16 protein-coding genes are annotated in these 23,112 nt (G+C 40.7%); 13 read left to right on the forward strand and 3 right to left on the reverse strand.

Annotated features, from left to right (window positions below):
* The first annotated feature begins 6 nt into the window (after window positions 1-6).
* The 9 genes from AC2INI_RS00790 (at window position 7) to AC2INI_RS00830 (ending at window position 13,545) form a co-directional block, all read left to right on the forward strand.
* A complete protein-coding gene (locus tag AC2INI_RS00790) occupies window positions 7-1,008 on the forward strand; it encodes an NAD-dependent epimerase (RefSeq protein ID WP_486305132.1) in 1,002 nt (333 codons plus the stop codon).
* Window positions 1,009-2,145, forward strand: coding sequence for a glycosyltransferase family 4 protein (locus tag AC2INI_RS00795; RefSeq protein ID WP_486305133.1), 1,137 nt, complete (start codon window positions 1,009-1,011; stop codon window positions 2,143-2,145).
* A complete protein-coding gene (locus AC2INI_RS00800; RefSeq protein WP_486305134.1) occupies window positions 2,145-3,098 on the forward strand; it encodes a UDP-glucose 4-epimerase family protein in 954 nt (317 codons plus the stop codon). The genes AC2INI_RS00795 and AC2INI_RS00800 overlap by 1 nt, the downstream gene beginning before the upstream one ends.
* Window positions 3,098-3,646 carry a sugar transferase gene (locus tag AC2INI_RS00805; protein WP_486305135.1) on the forward strand — a complete coding sequence of 183 codons (549 nt, stop codon included), beginning with the start codon at window positions 3,098-3,100 and terminating at the stop codon, window positions 3,644-3,646. The genes AC2INI_RS00800 and AC2INI_RS00805 overlap by 1 nt, the downstream gene beginning before the upstream one ends.
* 122 nt (window positions 3,647-3,768) lie before the next feature.
* On the forward strand, window positions 3,769-5,703 hold the full coding sequence (locus AC2INI_RS00810; RefSeq protein ID WP_486305136.1) for a polysaccharide biosynthesis protein: 1,935 nt from the start codon (window positions 3,769-3,771) through the stop codon (window positions 5,701-5,703).
* 356 nt (window positions 5,704-6,059) lie between these two features.
* Entirely contained in the window at window positions 6,060-7,226 is a 1,167-nt protein-coding gene (locus AC2INI_RS00815) for a nucleotide sugar dehydrogenase (protein ID WP_486305137.1), read from the forward strand.
* A gap of 378 nt (window positions 7,227-7,604) precedes the next feature.
* Entirely contained in the window at window positions 7,605-8,558 is a 954-nt protein-coding gene (locus tag AC2INI_RS00820; RefSeq protein ID WP_486305138.1) for a DHH family phosphoesterase, read from the forward strand.
* A gap of 160 nt (window positions 8,559-8,718) precedes the next feature.
* Window positions 8,719-9,726 (forward strand): UDP-glucose 4-epimerase GalE, encoded by a 1,008-nt coding sequence (galE, locus tag AC2INI_RS00825; protein ID WP_486305139.1) that lies wholly within the window; start codon window positions 8,719-8,721, stop codon window positions 9,724-9,726.
* Between the two features lie 426 nt (window positions 9,727-10,152).
* Entirely contained in the window at window positions 10,153-13,545 is a 3,393-nt protein-coding gene (locus tag AC2INI_RS00830) for a DEAD/DEAH box helicase (protein ID WP_486305140.1), read from the forward strand.
* Between the two features lie 770 nt (window positions 13,546-14,315).
* Here AC2INI_RS00830 and gpmM read toward each other — a convergent pair.
* Complete coding sequence (gpmM, locus tag AC2INI_RS00835; RefSeq protein WP_486305141.1) at window positions 14,316-15,848, reverse strand: 2,3-bisphosphoglycerate-independent phosphoglycerate mutase; 1,533 nt, start codon at window positions 15,846-15,848, stop codon at window positions 14,316-14,318.
* 490 nt (window positions 15,849-16,338) lie between these two features.
* Between gpmM and glf the strand changes: the two genes are divergently transcribed.
* Window positions 16,339-17,433, forward strand: coding sequence for a UDP-galactopyranose mutase (gene glf / locus AC2INI_RS00840; RefSeq protein WP_486305142.1), 1,095 nt, complete (start codon window positions 16,339-16,341; stop codon window positions 17,431-17,433).
* A gap of 10 nt (window positions 17,434-17,443) precedes the next feature.
* A complete protein-coding gene (locus tag AC2INI_RS00845; protein ID WP_486305143.1) occupies window positions 17,444-18,415 on the forward strand; it encodes a hypothetical protein in 972 nt (323 codons plus the stop codon).
* Window positions 18,416-18,492: 77 nt separating this feature from the next.
* Here the strand turns inward: AC2INI_RS00845 and AC2INI_RS00850 are convergent, their stop codons facing one another.
* Window positions 18,493-19,815: an MATE family efflux transporter gene (locus AC2INI_RS00850; protein ID WP_486305144.1), complete on the reverse strand. Its 1,323-nt coding sequence runs from the start codon at window positions 19,813-19,815 to the stop codon at window positions 18,493-18,495.
* Between the two features lie 563 nt (window positions 19,816-20,378).
* Between AC2INI_RS00850 and AC2INI_RS00855 the strand changes: the two genes are divergently transcribed.
* Window positions 20,379-20,666: a co-chaperone GroES gene (locus AC2INI_RS00855; protein WP_060993308.1), complete on the forward strand. Its 288-nt coding sequence runs from the start codon at window positions 20,379-20,381 to the stop codon at window positions 20,664-20,666.
* 40 nt (window positions 20,667-20,706) lie between these two features.
* Window positions 20,707-22,344, forward strand: coding sequence for a chaperonin GroEL (gene groL, locus AC2INI_RS00860; protein ID WP_486305145.1), 1,638 nt, complete (start codon window positions 20,707-20,709; stop codon window positions 22,342-22,344).
* Between the two features lie 316 nt (window positions 22,345-22,660).
* Here groL and AC2INI_RS00865 read toward each other — a convergent pair whose 3' ends face one another.
* Window positions 22,661-23,011 (reverse strand): endonuclease domain-containing protein, encoded by a 351-nt coding sequence (locus AC2INI_RS00865; RefSeq protein WP_486305146.1) that lies wholly within the window; start codon window positions 23,009-23,011, stop codon window positions 22,661-22,663.
* Window positions 23,012-23,112: the final 101 nt, after the last annotated feature.

Below are 23,112 nucleotides of genomic sequence, written 5' to 3' on the forward strand. Positions count from 1 at the left end.
TAAAAAATGAAGTATTTGGTAACGGGCGCTGCGGGCTTTATCGGTAGTGCTGTGGTAGATCAATTGACTGCGAAAGGCCATAAGGTTGTTGGTGTTGATAACCTGAATGACTACTACGATGTAGCTTTGAAAGAAGCGCGTCTAGTGCGTATTCAGCATACCAATTTTAAACTGGTTCAGTTAGATATTGCCGATCTCGATGGTGTTGCTGCGTTATTTAAGGCTGAGCAATTTGATCAAGTGATCCACTTAGCCGCGCAAGCTGGGGTTCGCTATTCTATTGAAAATCCACATGCCTACGCCGATTCAAACTTAGTCGGTCATTTGAACATTCTTGAAGGGTGTCGTCACAATAAAGTGAAGCACTTGGTTTATGCCTCTTCAAGTTCAGTATACGGGTTGAATGCTAAAACACCGTTTGCAACGTCAGATTCGGTGGATCATCCTGTTTCATTGTATGCCGCGACCAAGAAGTCGAATGAGTTGATGGCTCACAGTTATTCTCATTTATATGACATCCCAACCACAGGCTTGCGCTTTTTTACTGTGTATGGCTCGTGGGGCCGCCCTGATATGGCACCTTTTATCTTCACTAAGAAGATCCTTGATGGCGATACCATTGATATCAACAACAATGGTGATATGTGGCGTGATTTTACTCACGTAAACGACATTGTTGAAGGCGTTGTACGTATCGCAGATGTAGTACCAATGCGCGATAACGATTGGACGGTAGAGGCAGGCTCTCCAGCAACCAGCTCTGCGCCTTATGCGGTGTTTAACATTGGTCACGGCTCGCCAATAAAATTAATGGACTTTGTTAAGGCGATTGAAGATGAACTGGGCATTGAAGCGAAGAAAAACTTCAGAGAAATGCAATCTGGAGATGTATACCAAACTTATGCCGACACTCAAGACTTGTTTGCGGCAACAGGTTATACGCCGAAGGTGGGAGTAAGAGAGGGTGTATCAGAGTTTGTGAGTTGGTATAAAGAGTTTTATAAGTAAATGAAAAAAATACTGTTTGTTGTCAATGTTGATTGGTTTTTTATCTCCCATCGTCTCCCTATTGCATTACAAGCGATAGCGGATGGTTATGATGTACATCTTGCTTGTTCTTTCACAGATAAGAAATCTCAACTCGAAGAATTAGGTATTACTTGCCATAGCATTGCTTTTTCAAGAAGCGGAAGTTCAATAAAAGGGGAGTTCCATGCAATATCTTCCATTCGTCGAGTGATAAAGAGCCTTGAGGTCGATGTTGTACATGCGATAACAATAAAGCCTGTAATTTATACAGGGCTAGCTTTGCAGAGTATTAAAAGTCCGCCAGCTTTTGTCGCAGCGATCTCCGGATTAGGTTATGTGTTTACTGCGGAGACTCTTAGGGCAAAAATGACGAAGCTATTGGTTTCATTAATGTACAAGTTTGCTCTTCGTAATAAACGTAAAGTCGTGATCTTTCAAAACACTTCCGATCAAACCATTTTATCTGAAATTGTAAAGTTATCGAAAACAGATAGGACTTTGATTAAAGGGTCTGGTGCCGATCTTTCTGTTTATCGTTACCAGACAGAACCTGTGGGTCCTAAAAAAATAGTATCCATGGCCTGTCGCTTACTTAAAGAAAAAGGCGTCTATGAATTTGTTGAAGCCGCTAAACTCATTAAAGAAAAACATTCAAATATCGATTTTTGGTTGATAGGTAGTGTTGACCTAGAAAACCCTAATTCGGTATCGCAAGAAGAAGTCGATACTTGGGTAGAGCAGCGGGTTATAACTGCTCTTGGTCATCGTGATGATATTCCTGAATTATTCGCTCAGTCTCATATTGTAACGATGCCTTCATTTTATGGTGAAGGGGTGCCTAAAGTGCTCATAGAGGCGGCTGCTTGCGGACGTTCAATTGTGACTACTGATAATCCAGGTTGTAGAGATTCGATTATCAATGAAGAAACTGGCTTACTAGTGCCTATCAAAAATGCGGAAGCACTTAGTGAAGCATTGATGGTTTTACTTCTTGATGAAGATAAGCGGATTAGAATGGGGTTACAAGCAAGGCAATATGCTGTAAACGAGTTTGATGTCAGCAATGTTGTTATAAGACATTTAGAAATATATGAATCATTAATGGTAAGCGAGTAATGACGATATTAGTAACTGGAGCTTCTGGCTTTGTTGGCACTAAGCTTTTAGAGCACTTTCCTTGTGACGAGATTGTGGGTCTTGGACGTGAGAAGCCTTTGAACTTAGAATCACATCAATTTATTGTGGCTGGAATCGATAGAGATACTGATTATTCGATAGCTTTAAGCGGTGTCAGCGTTGTTATTCATCTCGCAGCGAGGGTTCATGTAATGAGCGACTCGGTAGAAAACCCTTTATGTGCCTATCGAGAAGTTAATACATTAGGTACCATTAATCTTGCAAGGCAAGCGGTCAATGCAGGGGTTAAGAGGTTTATCTTTGTTAGCAGCATCAAAGTGAATGGTGAATCGTCAATTCCAGGGCACCCATTTACTTATGCGGATAAACGTAAACCAGAAGATTTTTATGGGCAATCCAAGTCTGAAGCTGAAGAGCAACTTTTAGCATTAGCTGCAGAAACTGGGTTAGAAGTTGTTATTATTCGGCCAACACTTGTTTATGGTGCAGGAGTTAAAGCTAATTTTGCTTCTTTAATGAAGTTAACTTGCAAAGGTTTACCTTTACCCTTCGGTTGCATAAATAGTAATAAACGAAGTCTAGTTTCTGTTACTAATTTAGTCGATTTGATAAAGACATGTATTGTCCACCCTAATGCGGTTAATCAAGTCTTTTTGGTATCAGATGATCATGACGTTTCGACATCAGAAATGGTTAGACAAATGGCCAAAGCTCTTGATAAGTCAACATTGCAATTACCGGTTCCTCTTTGGTGTTATAAATTAGTTGGAAAGCTGATCAGAAAATCAGATGTAATTGATCGGTTAACTGGGTCTTTGCAGGTAGATATTCAATATACGAAAGAAACTCTTGGTTGGATGCCTCTACAATCGTTAGAAGATGGATTTAAAGAAACAGCTAATTACATAACAGAACAACAAGGAAAGAATTAATGATACGAATAATCGATTTTTTAGCTGCTTTTTTGGGCTTATTATTTTTATGGCCTGTTCTCTTAATTGTCGTCATTATAGGGATGTTTGATACTGGTTCACCAATCTTCGTTCAAGAACGTGTAGGTCGTAATAAAAAGCCCTTCAAGCTAATTAAATTTCGTACCATGTCAGTTGAGACAAAATCGGTGGCCAGTCATTTAGCGAGCGATGCTTCCATCACAAAGCTTGGTGGATTTTTGCGTAAAACTAAAATTGATGAGCTACCGCAATTAATCAATGTTGTGAAAGGTGAAATGAGTTTAGTTGGTCCGCGTCCAAATTTATTCAACCAAGAAGAACTGATTAGTGAGCGTGACGCGCTAGGCGTGTATAATGTTTTACCGGGTGTAACCGGCTTGGCTCAAGTTCAGAATATTGATATGTCAACGCCTGAGTTACTAGCAAAAACTGATAAGCAGATGATCGATACATTAACGATTAAAGACTATTTCAAGTACATTATCATGACAGCAACAGGTAGTGGCTCAGGTGATGCTGTAAAATAATTTGCGTGAAAAAAATTAAAATCCCAGAGCAGTGATCTATTCACTATAACTTCTGGGATTTTTTGTATCTAATCCTATCTTTCACTTTGATAATTTTTCTTATAAAAACATAAACGGTTATTATGTCTAATTTAAACGTCATTTGGTCCCTCTCTCGCTATAAAAAACGCCTTATCAGCTTAGTTATTGATTTATTTTTTATTGCTCTTTCTTTTCTTGGTGCTTATTGGGTTCGTATTGGAAAGGTTGAGGCCTTACCTTCAGTGGAAGGCCAGTATGTTTTAGTTAGTACCGTTATTATTACCTTGCTGATTTTTACAAAGTTAGGCCTATATCGAGCAGTATTAAGATACTTAGGTTTACATGTGCTTGCTTTAGTCGGGTTAGGTACTGCGTTATCTGCTATTTCGATGGCGGGTTTGGCATTTTGGTTTGATGCTGAACTTCCACGCTCTGTTCCTATTATTTATGGGGCTTTTTTAGCTATTAGTGTTGGTGGTAGTCGTCTTATTGTTCGAAGTTTAGTTGCACAGTCGTCAAATAAGGCGGGTAATCCAGTATTAATTTATGGAGCGGGCAGTGCTGGTCGCCAACTAGCGTTAGCACTACGCCAATCAGAAACACATAAAGTGGTTGGCTTTGTTGATGAAGATGTCACATTGCAAAATACTATGATGATGGGGTTGTATGTCTATACCACAGAAGATGCAGAAAAAATCATTGCAAAACATAATGTAAAGCAGATATTACTAGCGATACCCAGTGCATCGCGTCGTCGCCGTAAAGAAGTATTAGATACTATCTCTTTGTTACCGGTAGAAGTTCTTACTGTTCCTGAAATGTCTGATATTGTGGCTGGTAACGCTAGTATTGATGAGCTAAAAAATGTGTCTATAGATGATCTATTAGGGCGTGATCCTGTTGCCCCACAGCAAGCCTTAATGGAAGCGAACATTAAAGATAAAGTGGTCATGGTAACGGGTGCTGGTGGTTCTATTGGCTCTGAGCTATGTCGCCAAATTATTCGTAATAAGCCAAAAGCGTTAGTCTTGTTCGAATTATCTGAGTTTGGTTTGTATCAAATTGATAGAGAGTTATCTTTACTTGTTGAAGCAGAGGACTTAGGTATTCAAATTATTCCATTACTTGGTTCTGTTCAGCGTATTAATCGTTTATCTAAAGTGATGGGAAGCTTTAAAGTTCAAACTGTATATCACGCAGCCGCTTATAAACATGTACCCCTGGTTGAGTATAACGTAGTTGAAGGTGTGCGTAATAATGTCTTTGGTACCAACTATACTGCTCGTGCCGCGATTAAGGCAAAAGTAGAGTCATTTGTTTTAATCTCAACTGATAAAGCGGTTCGTCCAACTAATGTCATGGGTACAACCAAGCGTATGGCAGAGCTTGGGTTACAGGCGTTGGCAGAGCAGCAAAATAAGATCCGTGCAAAAGACGCAAGTGCAGGAACGCGTTTTTGTATGGTGCGTTTTGGTAATGTATTAGGCTCATCTGGCTCTGTTGTTCCGGTATTTAAGCGTCAAATTGAAAACCGTGAACCAATTACCGTTACTCACGAAGAAATAACTCGTTTCTTTATGACCATTCCCGAAGCCGCTCAATTGGTTATTCAAGCAGGGGCTATGGGTAAAGGGGGGGATGTATTTGTTCTTGATATGGGCGAATCAGTTAAGATTGTCGATTTAGCTAAAAATCTGATTCACCTTTCAGGTTTGGAAGTGAAAGATGAATCCAACCCATATGGTGATATTGAAATTCACTACACTGGTTTACGCCCTGGTGAAAAACTGTATGAAGAATTGTTAATTGGTGACAATGTAGGTTCAACAGCTCATGAGCGAATTATGACAGCACAAGAAGAGTTTTTATCATTAGATGAATACAACGCTTTGCTAAATAAATTAGATACAGCTTGTCATGATTTTGATCATGAAGGTATTCGTCAGTTGCTTTTAGATGCGCCGACTGGATTTTCGCCAGTTGATGGGATCGGTGATTTGGTTTGGAAGGTTGAAGAGCAGGATGCTTTGCTGTGAGAGGTGAGGAAGAGAAAAATCGAGGATTCAGGTTTCAGGAAGTTCAAAGCGGTTATACCTGAAACCTTGTGCGCAGCGTCCTGGGCCTAGTTTTTAGTCGTTTATCCCCCCCTCCCAACCTCCCCTTATATTGATATGGTTGATCAATTCGTTATATCGATAAAGGGGAGAAGCTGTATTGTAAACGCTGTACTACTAGCGGCCACATCTGAAATCTGCCAGCGAAGCGATCTGAACTCTATCTTTTGATTTTCGCTCTTCTTCGCCCCTCGAGCGTAGCATCCTCTATTCTCGCATCTCCGCCCTTTCTACCTTATAATCCCCTAAGATAAATTTTCTCTACAGGACTAATAATAATGAAAATTGTGATTACAGGTACAGGTTACGTTGGCTTATCAAACGCGGTATTACTCGCGCAGCATAATGAAGTGATTGCGGTTGATATCATAGCTGAAAAGGTTGAGTTAATTAATAACAAGCAATCGCCAATTTCAGATGTTGAGATTGAAGACTTTCTTGCTAATAAAGAATTAAACTTGATAGCGACTCTCGATAAAGAGTTCGCATACAAAGATGCTGAGTATGTGGTGATTGCAACACCAACAGATTACGACCCTGCGACTAATTACTTTAATACTGGCTCAGTTGAAGCTGTGATTAAAGAGGTAATAGCGATTAATCCTCATGCAGTAATGGTGATTAAGTCTACTGTTCCTGTTGGGTATACTGAACGCATTAAACAAGAATTAGGTTGTGACAATATTATTTTCTCGCCTGAGTTTTTACGTGAAGGTCGTGCGCTATTTGATAACTTGCACCCATCTCGTATTATTGTTGGTGAACAATCTGAACGTGCTCAAGTCTTTGCTAACTTGCTTGTTCAAGGTGCAATTAAAGAAAATATTGAAGTATTGCTGACCAACTCAACCGAAGCTGAAGGGGTGAAGTTGTTCTCTAACACTTACCTTGCTTTACGTGTCGCGTATTTCAATGAGTTAGATTCTTATGCTGAAGCTCATGGCCTAGATGCTCGTCAGATTATTGAAGGCGTTGGTTTAGACCCTCGTATTGGAAATCACTACAATAATCCATCATTTGGTTATGGTGGCTACTGTTTACCAAAAGACACTAAGCAGTTGTTAGCAAACTACCAAGAAGTACCAAATAATATTATTGGTGCGATTGTTGATGCTAACCGTACACGTAAAGATTTTGTGGCTGATTCTATTATGAAGCGCAATCCTAAAGTTGTAGGTATTTATCGCTTAATCATGAAAGCGGGTTCTGATAACTTTCGTGCCTCTTCGATTCAAGGGATCATGAAGCGCTTGAAAGCCAAAGGTATTGAAGTGGTGGTTTATGAGCCAGTACTTAAAGAAGCTAATTTCTTTAATTCTCGTGTGATTGAAGATTTGAATGAATTTAAGCAAGTGTCTGATGTGATTGTATCGAACCGTATGATGGAAGAGCTGGCAGATGTTGAGGGTAAGGTTTATACCCGCGATTTATTTGGTAGTGATTAAGAGCAAGAGCAGAATTCAGATCGGTCGCAAGCTCCCTTGCAGAGTTCAGAAGTAATCGTTGTGAGACTAACTAAAGACTATAAGATCAAAAGCGGGCACAGACTTTAAAGAAAGCGGATATGACTGGTTTGGTTGTGTTCGCTTTTTTTTTGAAGAGTAAAGTGAGGATTCAGGTTTCTGGAAGATCAAAAAAAAGTGCCTCTGAACTCTGCTAGCGTAGCGATCTGAATTCTAGCTTTTGCTTTTGATTTTATAGGAGCGAAGCGGTCTAGTTTCTAGTTAGCAAAGCGTATAGTCTCAAATTATTTATAACCTTGACTCTCAATCAGGACCGTAGGACCATAAGACCGCTCTTCCCGTTCTTAAAAAAGGATTTTCATGAACTACGACATCTTCAACGGTGATGCTGATGGCATCATCGCACTTCTTCAGATTCGTCTGGCTACCCCTCAAGAATCAGCTCTAATCACTGGCGTTAAACGTGACATCAACTTGGTGGCTAAAGTGGATGCCAAAGCGGGTGATAAGCTCACTGTATTAGACATCTCAATGGAAAAGAACATGGTAGGTCTAGAGCTTGCTTTACGTTCTGGCGCTGAGGTGTTTTATGCCGATCACCATCGTGCGGGTGATATTCCTGATCACGAGAATCTATCGGCTCATATCGATTTAGATGCCAATACTTGTACTGCGTTAATTGTTGATAAATTACTGAATGGTCAGTTTCATGAGTGGGCGATTACCGCTGCTTACGGTGATAATTTGATTGCTAAAGCCGATGAGTTGGCAGACGTTGCCGGTTTATCTGTTGAACAAAAATCACAGCTAAAAGAGTTGGGTACTTTAATCAACTATAATGGCTATGGGGCAAAGATGGATGATCTGCATTTTGACCCAGCAGTGTTATACCAAGCGTTATTACAATACTCATCTCCTTTTTATGTGATTGCCGATAAAGCATCGCCTTTTTATCAACTGCAAGCAGCGTATCAATCCGATATGGATAATGCGTTGGCGATTGAAGCGCAGCACAAAAGTGAGAAATTAGGTTTATTTAAGTTACCAAATGAAGCATGGGCACGTCGTATTAGCGGTGTTTATGGTAACCTTTTGGCTAATCAATCTCCTGATTCTGCTCATGCGGTATTAACGCAAAATACGGATGGAACATATATGGTGTCATTGCGAGCACCATTGAATAATAAGCAAGGTGCGGGTCAGATCTGTAGCTCGTTTGAAACTGGTGGTGGACGTGAAGCGGCGGCGGGAATTAATGTGTTGCCGAAAGAGTCGATTGCTGAGTTTATTGAAGTGGTTGAGAATAAATACTAGAGTAAAAGCGTAGGATTCAGGATTCAGGTCTCAGGTTTCAGGAAGATCAAAAGCGAGTACCCCTGAAGCCTGCAAGCGAAGCGTCCTGAAACCTAGTTTTTAGTTAGCACAGCGTATAGGCTCTTCTTTCTATCATTAATAATTAAAAATAGAGAACAACATGAACATATTAGTCACTGGCGGAATGGGTTACATCGGTAGCCATACATGTGTACAAATGATTGAAGCGGGCTTAACGCCGATCATTTTGGATAACTTATACAACAGTAAAGCAGTGGTGCTTGATCGCATTGAAGCTTTGGTTGGGGTAAAACCTAAATTTTACCAAGGTGATATTCGCGATCCTCAAATTCTAGAAACCATCTTTGCTGAAAACCAAATCGATAGTGTGATCCACTTTGCTGGCTTGAAAGCAGTAGGTGAGTCGGTTGAAAAGCCAATCATGTATTACGATAATAATGTATCGGGTACCTTGGTATTGGTAGAAGCGATGCGTAAAGCGGGCGTGAACAGTATTGTATTTAGTTCATCTGCTACGGTTTATGGTGATCCGGCTTCTACGCCAATTAATGAAAACTTTCCAACCTCAGCAACCAATCCTTATGGCCGCAGTAAGTTAATGGTTGAAGAGTGTCTAACTGATATTCAAAAAGCACATCCTGAAATGAGTGTGACGTTGCTTCGTTATTTTAACCCGGTTGGCTCTCATAAATCAGGCACCATGGGTGAAGATCCTCAAGGGATCCCAAACAACTTGATGCCATTTATCTCTCAAGTTGCTGTTGGCCGTCGTGAGTTCTTATCAGTTTTTGGTGATGATTATCCAACCGTTGATGGTACTGGTGTTCGTGATTACATTCATGTTGTTGATTTGGCTGATGGTCATTTAGCTGCGTTAGAGCACAAAGGTCAACAAGCAGGTCTGCATATTTATAACTTGGGTACTGGTAATGGTAACAGTGTTCTTCAAATGGTCGCTGCGTTTGAGAAAGCTTCTGGCGCTAAAGTTCCGTATCAAATCGTCCCTCGCCGTCCTGGTGATATTGCCGAGTGTTGGGCTGACCCTGCAAAAGCGCGCGAAGAGTTGAAGTGGGAGGCTAAGTTGTCTCTTGATGATATGACGGCGGATACGTGGCGCTGGCAGTCGAATAATCCGAAAGGGTATTAAAAGCAGAGTTCAGATCGGTCGCAGGCTCCCTTAAAGGGTTCAAGGGTGATCGTTGTAGTTTTAGTAATCACAGTACTGTTCCTCCCCTTGATAGATACATTATTGAGATTAGTAATGTTGATATAAGGGGAGGCTAGGAGGGGTTGTTAGTGATGAGGTTGAATCTATCTGAATCACGATAATATGGTGTAACCAACCCCCTCTAACTCCCCCTTGTATTGACGATGTCGATCTCATAGCTATAGCGATTAAGGGGGAGAACCTTCTTTGGTGCTGTTCGTTCAACGCATACCCCTGAAACCTGCAAGCGTAGCGATCTGAACCCTAAGTCCTTGCTCTCCACTATTCCTCCCTAATCAAATTGCATTCCCCTTACACTTCTTTTACTCTCACAGAGTCATAAACCATTTATCTGTGAGTTTACCCATGCTTTCTCATCCACCTTCTGATTATCTTGAACTCTATGCAACTTTGCTTTGTGGACCGAATATGCAGGCCGGAAGCGATCATCATGCTGAATTTACCGCAGCGTTAGCAGAGAGTGAGAATTGGAACGTCAATTACCTTAAAGTTAATGTGGTGTTTGATGAATGGTGTTTCTCTCCAGAGATAGATAAAGAACACTTCTTGGCAGCGCCGCAGTTTGATAGTAGTTATCTTCGTCATCGAGAAAGTGTTTATGAACTCGATATTCAAAAGCTCTCCTTTACTCAACTGTGCGATCTAGCCTTGTTGAGCGTGTTAGACCCTTCTTTATTAAACAAAACAAAAGAGAATCTAAATTTAGCTCTTGAACAAGCGGGTCAAGATTTTCCTCAATATTGGCAACGCTCGGTAGATTTTATTACGGCGAGTGATGCGGTGTTAGCTCGGTATTTTGACAATCCTGATCGTTGGCTTATGTCTCTAGTTCAGAAGAACGGTAAAGTGGCGTGGGGCCGAATGTTGATTGAGTCAATTGTCGCTTATCGTGTACGTGATAATGCTGATGTGTGGGTTGGCTTAATGACATTGGCTAATAACCCTGCGGTAACTACTTTACTTGAACTTCCTGATGATTTTGCGCTGGCGAAAATAGCAAAACACGCCTTGGCTCGCTTGGTGGACCAAAGCAATCCGTTACTGCTTGTATCTTCTCCTTGGCAGCAGTGGCTAACGCGCATTGATGGGGTACTAAATACTGAAGTTGCCAATAAAGAGCGTTTGATTTGGCAGTTAGAGCCGTTGGCTATGAAGGTGAATGCCAAAATACAGGCGAAAAATAGACGAGGTTGGACTCAGGGACGCAAAGTGGCTCTGGATAAGTTTAATCATAAACACAAAGAGATACTCAGCCCAAGTGATACCGCGATCCTTTCTGCCGCGGCTTATGATGGTATGGATTGGGGAGATAGTAGCTCAAGAGTCACCCGAACTGTCGCTCATGCGTTATGTGATGCCGATAATTTGTATGATCATCATGGCGACCAAGTGTCGTTTTATCGAGAGACCCCGCTGTTGGTATGGCGCTCGGTAGGAGATGAGTTGGCGTTTGAGGTTTATCCTTATTATCACCAACAGACTTGCGCTCAACCTTGGTTATATCACTCTGGTGGTGGTATCTACTCTTTCATTGATGCACCTGAGCAGCTGACTGATTTTTTAGAAGAGTTAAGAGTTCGGGACCCGCATTTTCCAGTAACCCAAACCGCAGAGTTAGTGGCGGTATTGGGTGAGCAGGTGCATTGGTTTGATATAGATAAACAGCAAGGGACAGTGACTCGGGGTGATAGTGTGGCTGAGCCTCAGTTATGGCTTGCTTGGAATGGCGCGTCTTTGGATGTGGCGATTGAGTTTGGTTCTAGCGATAACAATGTTAGCTGGACGCCAGGAAAAGGCAGCGAGTGGGAAAGTGGTTTTGATGGTGTGTGGTATCAACGTGATCTTGTCAGTGAGAAACGTCAAGCTAACGCACTGGTCGTTGAATTAGGCCTCGTTAAGAATAAGAATTTTATTTGGCAGATTGAAGGTGAGGCGGCGCTAACGTTTATTACTCAAATTGATGGTGAGTTGGGTGCAAACCTGCACTGGAAAGCCGACAGCCAACAAGTGAAGGTGATTGGGGTTGATGATTTTTCAATGTCGATTAACCAAAAGCAGAATTGGTTTGAAGTCGATGGACGCGTTCATATTGATAGCAGTTTAGAGATGGATTTACGTCAGTTGTTGGCACATCACCGTACGGGTTTTGTCAGTGCTGATAATTCTTCATTGACGCTATTAATCTCAGAGCAGCTGCGTCGCCAACTAAGCTTGATTGACAGTCTGGTCGATGATGATCAATTGGTTGACCAACGTATGGCGTATCCACTGCAAAAACTGGTGGAGTCGATGTCGGCCAATAGTGATGATGCGTGGGATAACTTGGTGGAAGAGTGGCGAGTGAAGCCTGAGCTAGATGCCGATTTATTATTGCCATTGCGTGATTACCAAAAAGAGAGTGTGGAGTGGGCGGCGCATCTATCTCAACATGGTTTTGGTGCGTGTCTTGCGGATGACATGGGCTTAGGTAAGACACTGCAAGGCTTAACGTTGTTGAGCCATTATCGTGAGCAGGGACCAAGTATGGTGGTGTGCCCTAAATCGGTATTAACCAATTGGGCGCAAGAAGCCGAGCGTTTTACGTCACAGTTAACCATGATTGATTTAGAGGCGAGCAGTGATCGTATTGCCACTATTAATGCCGCAGGTGCCAATGATGTGGTCGTGATGAGTTATGGCATGGTGACGCGATTAGCTGAAACTTTAAATGAAATTGATTGGAATTGTGCGGTATTGGATGAGGCGCAGCAAATTAAGAACCCGCAAACAAAACGCTCAAAAGTAGTGTTTGGTTTGCAAGCCGCGCATCGCTTTGCGTTATCGGGAACCCCAGTAGAGAACCATTTGGTTGAGCTATGGAGTTTGTTCTCTTTCTTGAATCCTGGATTACTTGGCGATCTTAAATCGTTCCGTTCTAAATACGCACAAGCAGCGAAGCAAGAACAAGATATGTTGCGATTAAAGACCTTAGTGAGTCCGTTTATTATGCGTCGTACTAAAGTAGAAGTACTGACGGAATTACCAGCGAAGACAGAAGTCGTTCACCATATTGAACTCTCCAATAAAGAGCGAACCGCGTATGAAGCGGTACGAAAAGAATCATTAGCGAATTTAAAAAGTGAATCAAGTCGCGGTGTGGTTGAGGTGTTTGCGGCATTAACAAAACTACGTCAGATCTGTTGTGATGTTAGCTTGGTGTTTGACTCTATGAAAGGAGAAGAGAGTACCAAGTTATCTGAAGCGCAGAGCTTGATTGAAGAGGCGTTGGATGGTGACCATAAAGTGTTGGTGTTCAGTCAATTTGTTGGGGTTTTGAAACGTTTTTCTGCTCAGTTAACAGAGTCAAATATCGGTTTCAGTTATTTGGATGGCAAGTTAACTACTAAACAACGTCAGGCGGCGATTGATTCGTTTAAAGATGGCACAAACGCTGTGTTTTTGATTAGTTTGAAAGCCGGTGGTACAGGATTAAACTTAACCGAAGCCGACACTGTGATTCATATTGATCCGTGGTGGAACCCGGCAGTAGAAGATCAAGCCAGTGATCGTGCCTATCGTATGGGCCAACAAAAGCCAGTGACGGTTTATCGCTTGGTAACAAAAAATACCATTGAAGAGAAGATTATCGCTCTGCATCATGATAAACGAGATTTAGCAGATCAAGTATTGTCGGCAAGCTCAACCAGTAAAACGTTAGATCCGGTAATGTTGTTGAGTTTGTTGGAGGGGGAGAGCTAGAAACGATAAGAGTAGGGCGCTTCGCTACGAGAGACGAGGACAGACTTTGTCCTCGAGGGACGAGTAAGATCAAAAGCGAGGTTTCAGGATTCAGGAAAAGCAGAGCAGAGTTCAGATCGCTTCGCTTGCAGAATTCAGAGGTGATCGTGGTGGTAATAGCATTCGCAATACAGTTCCTCCCCTTGAACGATACATTATTGAGATTAGTAATCTTGATATAAGGGGGAGGTTAGGAGGGGTTGTTAGTGATGAAGTTTAGTTTATCTGAATCACGATAGTATGTTGTAACCAACCCCCTCTAACTCCCCCTTGTATTGATTCTTTCGATCTCATTACTTTAGTATTTAAGGGGGAGAACCTTCTTTGGCGTGATTAGTCCAGCGCACACCCCTGAATCCTGCAAGTGAAGCGTCCTGAAACCTAGTTTTTCGCATAGTTTCTAGTTATATATAACCAACTCCTCCCAGCCTCCCCTTATATTGATATTTTTAGTCAAGTGACTATATCGATAAAGAGGAGGAGCTATATTGTGATCGCGGTTATTTCAACAACCACCTCTGAATTCTGCCAGCGAAGCGATCTGAACTTTTTTTGACTAAAACAAAAATGCCCACAGGCTATAAAACCTGTGGGCATTTGATTATGTTCAGAGACTAGAAAAACAAGGATTCAGATCGGTGGCAAGCTCCCTCAAAGGATTCAGGATGATTGCTTTTGATCTTCCTCGCTTCTCGAGCGAAGCGTCCTCGCCTCTCGTCCCTGCTCTTTTCTTACTTAAAAAGAACTTCACCAGACATCTCAGCAGGAATCGCTGTATCAGTTAGCGCTAGCATAGTAGGAGCTAGATCAGACAGTTTACCGCCTTCTTTAAACTCAACTGCCTTGCTACCAACGTAGATAAGAGGAACAGGAAGGTTAGTGTGAGCAGTATGAACGCCACCTGTTTCAGGGTTGATCATCATTTCAGCATTACCGTGATCGGCTGTGATAAGCATTTGACCATCAACTTCTTTGATAGCTTCAACGACTTTACCGATACACTCATCTAGTGCTTCCATTGCTTTAACTGCAGCTTCGTATACGCCAGTGTGGCCAACCATGTCACAGTTAGGGAAGTTACAAACGATAGCGTCGTACTTACCAGATTTGATTGCCGCAACTAATTTCTCAGTCAGCTCAGGTGCGCTCATTTCAGGTTGTAGATCGTAAGTCGCTACTTTTGGTGAAGCAACCAGTTGACGTTCTTCGCCTTCAAATTCGTCTTCGATGCCGCCATTGAAGAAGAAAGTAACGTGTGCGTATTTTTCAGTTTCAGAAATACGTAGTTGAGTTTTACCTTCTTTAGATAACCACTCACCGTAAGTATTTTCTAGAGACGCTGGAGTGAACGCACAAAGAAGAGGGATGTTTGCTGCGTATTGAGTCAGCATCACAAAATCGATTTCTGGGAATACGTTACGAGCGAAACCATCGAAATCAGGAACGAATGCACGTGTAATTTCACGAGCACGGTCAGCACGGTAGTTCATGAAGATAACTGCATCGCCATCAACGATTGCTGCTGATTCTTCGCCTTCTGCTTTGATTTCAGTTGCCTGTACAAACTCATCGCTTTCTTCACGAGCGTAAGCCGCTTCAAGACCTTCAACAGCAGTATCAAAAGTGAATTCACCTTTTGCTTCTGTCATTAGTTCGTAAGATTTTTGTACGCGATCCCAGTTGTTATCACGGTCCATTGCGTAGTAACGACCAATTAGTGAAGCAACACGGCCTTTGCCTAGTTTAGCGAATAGCTCTTGGAAGTTTTTCAGAGAGTTTTCAGCTGAACGAGGTGGAGTATCACGTCCGTCTAGGAAGCAGTGTAGGTAGATTTTTTCTGCGCCACGTGCCGCTGCCATTTCTACTGCTGCGTAGATATGATCTTCATGAGAGTGAACGCCACCTGGAGACATAAGACCCATGATGTGAACAGCTTTATCTGCTTTAACTGCTTTGTCGATAGCGTTAACTAGTGTTTCGTTTTCTTGGAACTCACCATCAGAGATAGCTTTAGTGATGCGAGTAAGATCTTGATAAACAATACGACCAGCGCCGATGTTAGTGTGACCAACTTCAGAGTTACCCATTTGACGATCAGGTAGGCCAACGTCCATACCAGATGCAGAAATTAGTGTGTTTGGTTGAGTAGCCATTAGGCCATCAAGAACTGGAGTGTTTGCGTTTGTGATTGCGTTATCTGCTTGAGCTTCACGGTGACCGTAACCATCAAGAATAACTAGAGCCATAGGCTTTTTAGCTGACATAAAGGTGTTCCTCGTCAATAACTTAATAAATTCGAATAAATAACTTTGTGTAATTTTACTACAAAGTTTGAAAATGGGCTAGAGCAAAGGGCTGATTCAGGATGGGGAGGGAAGAGAGTTATATTATAATTACAGAGTTATTAGATCTATTTATCTGCACGTAGCCACATCGTTTAATTTTTGGTGTGGAAGTTATTTATCATAGAGCTATAATGTTAGATAAAACCATGTTCGGTATATATAAATTAACCTTATGAATATGAATATGAATATGAATGTCGAGTGCTTTACCTAGAGTTGGTGTGGTTGTAACTTTATGATTTAAAAGATTAAGTTTTATTAATTGTTTCTTGTTGTCTATAGTTGATTTTTGTAAGGTTTGTTATGTTTATCTATCTTATTTAAGATGACGAATATTCTTCCAATAGTTGCAGAATCAAGTTATATATTTGAGATTAAACTTGATTAAAAAGTGTTAAATAGAGGGAATATGAAAAAATACGATTATCTAATTGTAGGTGCGGGTTTCTTTGGTGCTGTATGCGCTTATGAACTAAAGAAAAAAGGAAAGAGAGTACTGATTCTTGAAAAGCGGAATCATATTGGAGGAAATGCTTACACTTATAATGAAAATGGTATTCAAGTTCATCAATATGGCGCTCATATTTTTCATACGAATGATAAGAAAATATGGAATTATGTGAACGAATTAGTTCCTTTTAACCGATTTACAAATTCACCTTTAGCTATACATAAAGGGAAATTGTTTAATTTACCATTTAATATGAATACGTTTCATCAGTTGTGGGGGGTTATAACTCCCGCTGAAGCAAAAAGCAAAATAGCAAAGCAACGTGCTGAAATGGATGGAAAGGAACCTGAAAACTTAGAAGAACAAGCCATTTCTCTAGTGGGTCGTGATATGTATGAAACCTTAATTAAAGGTTATACTGAGAAACAATGGGGTTGTGCTGCAAGAGAGTTACCTTCTTTCATCATTAATCGTTTGCCAGTCCGCTTTACATATGACAACAATTATTTTTCTGATAATTATCAGGGAATACCTATTGGGGGATATACTAGATTATTTGAAAAACTTCTTGGAGATATTGAAGTTCGTTTAAATGTAGATTATCTAGAAGAAATAGAAGCCTATAATGATATGGCGGAAAACGTTATATTCACAGGTCCTATTGATTCATATTTTGGCTATCAGTTAGGAACTCTAGACTATAGATCTTTAGAATTTGAACATGAAGTTCTTGATATTGAGAATTTTCAAGGAAATGCTGTAATTAATTATACTGAAAGAGAAATTCCTTTTACTCGTATAATTGAGCATAAACATTTTGATCCAGTTGATGTACCTCATACTGTTGTTAGTAAAGAGTACCCTAAAAATTGGTGTTTAGGAGACGAACCATATTATCCGATTAATGATAGTAAAAATATGAATTTATATAAAGAGTATAGAAAATTAGCAAAAGATACAAATGTTATTTTTGGTGGAAGACTAGCTGAATATAAATACTATGATATGCATCAGGTAATTAAAAGTGCACTAAATTTAGTGGCTGAATTATAAAGGATTTATAATGAGAAATATATATGTAATTTGTCCAGGTAATATAGTTACAGGTGGCCCTGAATTACTTCATCAATTCGTTCATAGACTAAATGAACGAGGTGTTAATTCTTCAATTATTTATTATCCTTTTAATCAAAAATTTGATGTTCCTCCAGCATATCAATCTTATAATATTAATGTTGAAGAATATACTAATGTAGAGAAAGATTCGATAGTGATAATGCCAGAAGTTACAACTGGGTATAGTAAGTTTTTTAAGGGTTCAAAAATATTTATTTGGTGGCTTTCTGTTGATAATTATTTTAATTCTAAAAAGCCGTTAAGTATTTTAATGGATAAATTAAAAGGTAAATATTCAGGAGAGGACCCTGGTAGAGTTAAATTGAATAAAATGTCAAACTTTAGCCATTTAACTCAAAGTGAATATGCAAGATTGTTTTTAAAAGATTTAGGTTATGAATCAGAAATGCTTTCTGATTATCTAAATAAAGACCACTTTTCTAAAGTGTTTAATGTAAAAGATAAGAGTAATATTATTTGTTTTAATCCTAAAAAAGGTAGTGGGATAACAAAAAAATTAATTGAGCTTAACCCTGAGCTAAACTTTGTGCCAATAGAAAATATGACATCAAAGGAGGTTGCTAATTTGCTGAATAGCGCGAAGGTGTATATCGATTTTGGCCAACATCCAGGAAAAGATCGTATACCTAGAGAAGCTGCAATGGCTGGGTGTATTATTATCACAGGGATGCAAGGAAGTGCAAAAAATAATATAGATATGCCTATACCTGAAAAATACAAGCATGACGAGCAAGGTATTGACTTTTTTAATGATGTATCAGTAATTCTTAAGAATTCTTTAGCTGAATATGAGGTTGCGATTAATGATTTTTCTTCTTACCGTACATCTATAGAGAAAGAAGAAAGTCGATTCAATAATGAAATAGATTTGTTTGTAAAAAACCAACAGATGCTATAACCATATTTATATTAGCCTTATGCTACTTTTATAGAGTATAGGGCCTTTTCTGTTGATAATTATTTTAACTATCGGAGCTAGTATAACTTGTTCTTTGCATACCAAAATGCACTTATCCCACCCATCACATTTCCTATCGCAATCCCAACAAACAAGCCTTCCATGCCATATAAGTGGCTACCAATCCACGCTGTTGGCAGAGTAAATACAAACAATCTCATGAAACTCCAACTGAAAGAATGTAACGGTTTTTGCATCGCATTTAAGCTGCTCACAAGTACCATCACTATTCCTTGGAAGCCATAACTGAATGGCACACAGATCAGATACATCCATAGACCATGTTGTACGGCATCATCTTGGCTAAATAGATGAGATAACGGAATGCTGAGTGGAACAATTAAAATATAAAGAAACAATTGGAAGAAGACAGAGAACTTCATCGCTAAGAAAATCGCTTCTTTGACTCGCTCTGGTTGTTTAGCTCCAAGGTTTTGAGCGACAAATGGGCTTAATGAAGACGTAAGTGCCATTATCACCAACAACATTAATGACTCGACTCGTTGCGCTGCACCATAAGAGGCGACCGCAACCGTACCTTGGCTGGCAAGCATCATCATTAAAATGGCTCCTGATATTGGATTTAATGCGTTTGATAATGCTGCGGGAGAGCCGATTTTTAAGATCTGATGCCAATCTTGTTTTATCTCTGATGGCTTTGGTGGTGCAAGCAGTTTTACTTTTCGAGTTAATACATAGAAAGAGGCACATAAGGCACCAAACCAACTGATGCCACTGGCAATCGCTGCGCCTTGAATACCTAACTCAGGAAAAGGCCCATAACCAAAGATAAGCAATGGATCGAGGATGCCATTGATCAACCCTGCCAGCATCATGATTTTTGCAGGCGTGGTGGTGTCACCCGTGGCACGAATGGCACTGTTGCTCGATATTGGAATAACCAGCAGCGGAATAGTGAGATACCAGATCGACATATATTGATGAATAAGAGGTAATAGTTTGTCCTCTGCGCCTAATAATCGAAACAGAGGTTCAATGGTGAAAAAGCCAATGCTGCAAGCGATAAGAATAAGAATGACCGCTAAGATTAATCCGTGTGTCGTTAATTGAGCCGCGTGCTTGCTGTTACCTTGTCCGAGTAGGCGTCCAATAGAGGCAGATAATCCAACCCCAATCCCCATCGTAATGCAGTTCACCGCAAAGGTTACGGGGAAGGTAAAACTCACCGCAGCAAGGGCATCTGTACCAAGCAATGAAATAAAGAAGGTGTCCACCAAGTTGAATAGAAGAATCGCAACCATGCCAAACACCATTGGGGTGGTGAGTTTTTGTAATACGTCGGCGATAGGTTGGGTTAGTAAACCGTGTTTATCTAGCATGGTTTTCTCGAGTGGTGGTGGGATGGGTAGTGTAGCAGTAAGAGCAGAGGCGCAACAAGTTGCTTAAGGTTAAAGGGCGCTTCGCTTAAGGAGGACTTCGTCCCAGAGGAGAGCATAGAGCAGAGTTCAGATCGCTACGCTTGCAGATTTCAGAGGTGAGCGTGGTGGTGACAACACTTGTAATAGGGTTCCTCCCCTTGAGTGTTGAATTATTGAGGTTGATGATGTTGATATAAGGGGAGGCTAGGAGGGGTTGGTAGTGACGAAGTTGAATTTATCTTCATAATTAAAAAACATGAGCAACCCCCTCTAACTCCCCCTTGTATTGATTATTTCGATCTCATGAGTATTAACGATAAAGGGGGAGAACCATCTTTGTCGCTGTAATCACAGCGATCGCCTCTGAATTCTGCAAGGGAGCTTGCGACCGATCTGAACTCTGCGTTTTCTTCAAAAATTTAGTCATAAACCCTTGCAATCCCCCCCTAAAAACCCCATTAATAAACCAAAGCCAAATCATGGCACTTTATTCTTAAATGGAACATTATCAGGAGATACGACCAATGAATATCCGTCCTTTACATGACCGTGTGATCGTTGAACGCCAAGAAGTTGAATCAAAATCTGCAGGTGGCATCGTGCTAACTGGTTCAGCGGCTGAAAAATCAACTCGCGGTACTGTTCTAGCTGTTGGCAAAGGCCGCATCCTAGAGAATGGTTCTGTACAACCATTAGACGTAAAAGTTGGCGATTCAGTTATCTTTGCAGAAGGTAATATCAAAGCAGAGAAGATCGAAGGCAAAGAAGTGTTGATCATGTCTGAATTTAACATCCTAGCGATTGTTGAATAATAAACGATATTAAGAAAAGAATTTAAAAAGGAAATTAAAGATGGCTGCTAAAGACGTTAAATTTGGTAATGACGCACGAATCAAAATGCTAGAAGGTGTAAACGTTCTGGCTGACGCGGTTAAAGTAACTTTAGGTCCTAAAGGCCGTAACGTTGTTTTAGATAAATCATTTGGCGCACCAACTATCACTAAAGATGGTGTTTCTGTTGCACGTGAAATCGAACTTGAAGACAAGTTCCAAAACATGGGTGCACAAATGGTTAAAGAAGTGGCTTCGCAAGCGAATGACGCGGCGGGCGACGGAACAACTACTGCAACTGTTCTTGCTCAAGCTATCATTGCTGAAGGCCTAAAAGCCGTTGCTGCTGGCATGAACCCAATGGATCTTAAACGTGGTATTGACAAAGCAGTTGTTGCTGCAGTTGAAGCACTTAAAGAGCTATCTGTTCCATGTGCTGATACAAAAGCTATCGCACAAGTAGGTACTATCTCTGCGAACTCTGACTCTACTGTTGGTAATCTTATTGCTGAAGCAATGGAAAAAGTAGGTCGTGACGGTGTTATCACTGTTGAAGAAGGTCAAGCACTTCAAGACGAATTAGACGTTGTTGAAGGTATGCAGTTCGACCGCGGTTACCTATCTCCATATTTCGTAAACAACCAAGAAGCGGGTTCTGTTGATCTAGAAAGCCCATTCATCTTACTGGTTGATAAAAAAGTATCAAACATCCGTGAATTGCTTCCAACGCTAGAAGCTGTAGCTAAAGCATCTCGTCCTCTTCTTATCATCGCTGAAGATGTTGAAGGCGAAGCGCTTGCTACTCTAGTTGTGAACAACATGCGTGGTATCGTTAAAGTTGCTGCGGTTAAGGCTCCTGGTTTTGGTGACCGTCGTAAAGCTATGCTACAAGACATCGCGGTTCTTACTGCGGGTTCTGTAATTTCAGAAGAGATTGGTCTAGAGCTTGAAAAAGTAGTTCTTGAAGATCTTGGTCAAGCGAAGCGTGTAACTATCACAAAAGAAACAACAACTATCATCGATGGTTCTGGTGAAGAGACAATCATCTCTGGCCGTGTTACTCAAATTCGTCAACAAATCGAAGACGCAACGTCTGACTACGATAAAGAAAAACTTCAAGAGCGTGTAGCTAAACTGGCTGGCGGTGTTGCAGTAATCAAAGTTGGTGCTGCTACTGAAGTTGAGATGAAAGAGAAGAAAGACCGTGTTGAAGATGCTCTTCACGCAACTCGCGCTGCGGTTGAAGAGGGTGTTGTTGCTGGTGGTGGTGTTGCACTTATCCGCGCTGCATCTAAAGTTGCTGGCCTTGAAGGTGACAACGAAGAGCAAAACGTAGGTATCCGTGTAGCACTTCGTGCAATGGAAGCTCCTATCCGTCAAATCACTAAGAATGCAGGTGAAGAAGATTCAGTCGTTGCTAACAACGTTCGCGCTGGTGAAGGTAACTACGGTTACAACGCAGCAACTGGCGTTTACGGTGATATGATCGAGATGGGTATTCTTGACCCAACCAAAGTAACGCGTTCTGCACTTCAGTTCGCTGCATCTGTTGCGGGTCTTATGATCACAACTGAAGCGATGATCACTGATAAACCACAAGATTCTGGCTCTGCTATGCCTGATATGGGCGGCATGGGTGGAATGGGCGGCATGATGTAATCATCCCCTGAGCCTATTGTCTAAATAGACAAAAGTTCAAATTGAGAGCCGAGGTTAACTTATTCGTAAGTGCCTCGGTTTTTTTATGCTTTGAAGCTAGAGGCTATACACTGCGCTAACTAGAGACTATAAGAGCGAGTATGATTGGCGTGGCAATGAATTAGGTTTCAGGAAAAGCAGAATTCAGATCGCTGCGCTTGCAGATTTCAGAGGTGATCGCTGTGATTACAGCGACAAAGAACGGTTCTCCCCCTTGGTCGTTTTTAGTTATGAGAACGATATAGTTAATAGAAGGGGGAGTTAGAGGGGGTTGTAACTAAATATACTTTTTTATACAAAGAAGCACATTGTCACAGCTATCTAAAACATCTTGATTAGTAAATCTAACAACTCTTATTCCTAAGTTTTTCATAAATAAGTTTCTAATTTCATCATACTTCTGAGCTTCAATAGAAAAATGACTATCACCATCAAGCTCAATGACTAACTTTCTTTCACTACAAAAGAAGTCAACAACATACTTTCCAATTCCATGTTGTCTTCTAAATTTAACGCCTAATTGCTTTTTTCTTAAATAGAACCATAATTTTTTCTCTGCACTTGGCATATCATTTCGTAAGTTTTGTCTTAATGTGCAGTGTTTCTTCTGATTAAAAATATTCGGCATATTGATTACTTATAGAAAAATTAGTATCAATAAACAGTAAGGGATAAGAAATCGATTGGATGAAAAAATCAGAGTTATTGCGATCATATTCAAAATTACTT

The sequence above is a fragment of the Aliivibrio friggae genome (genome assembly GCF_057368515.1).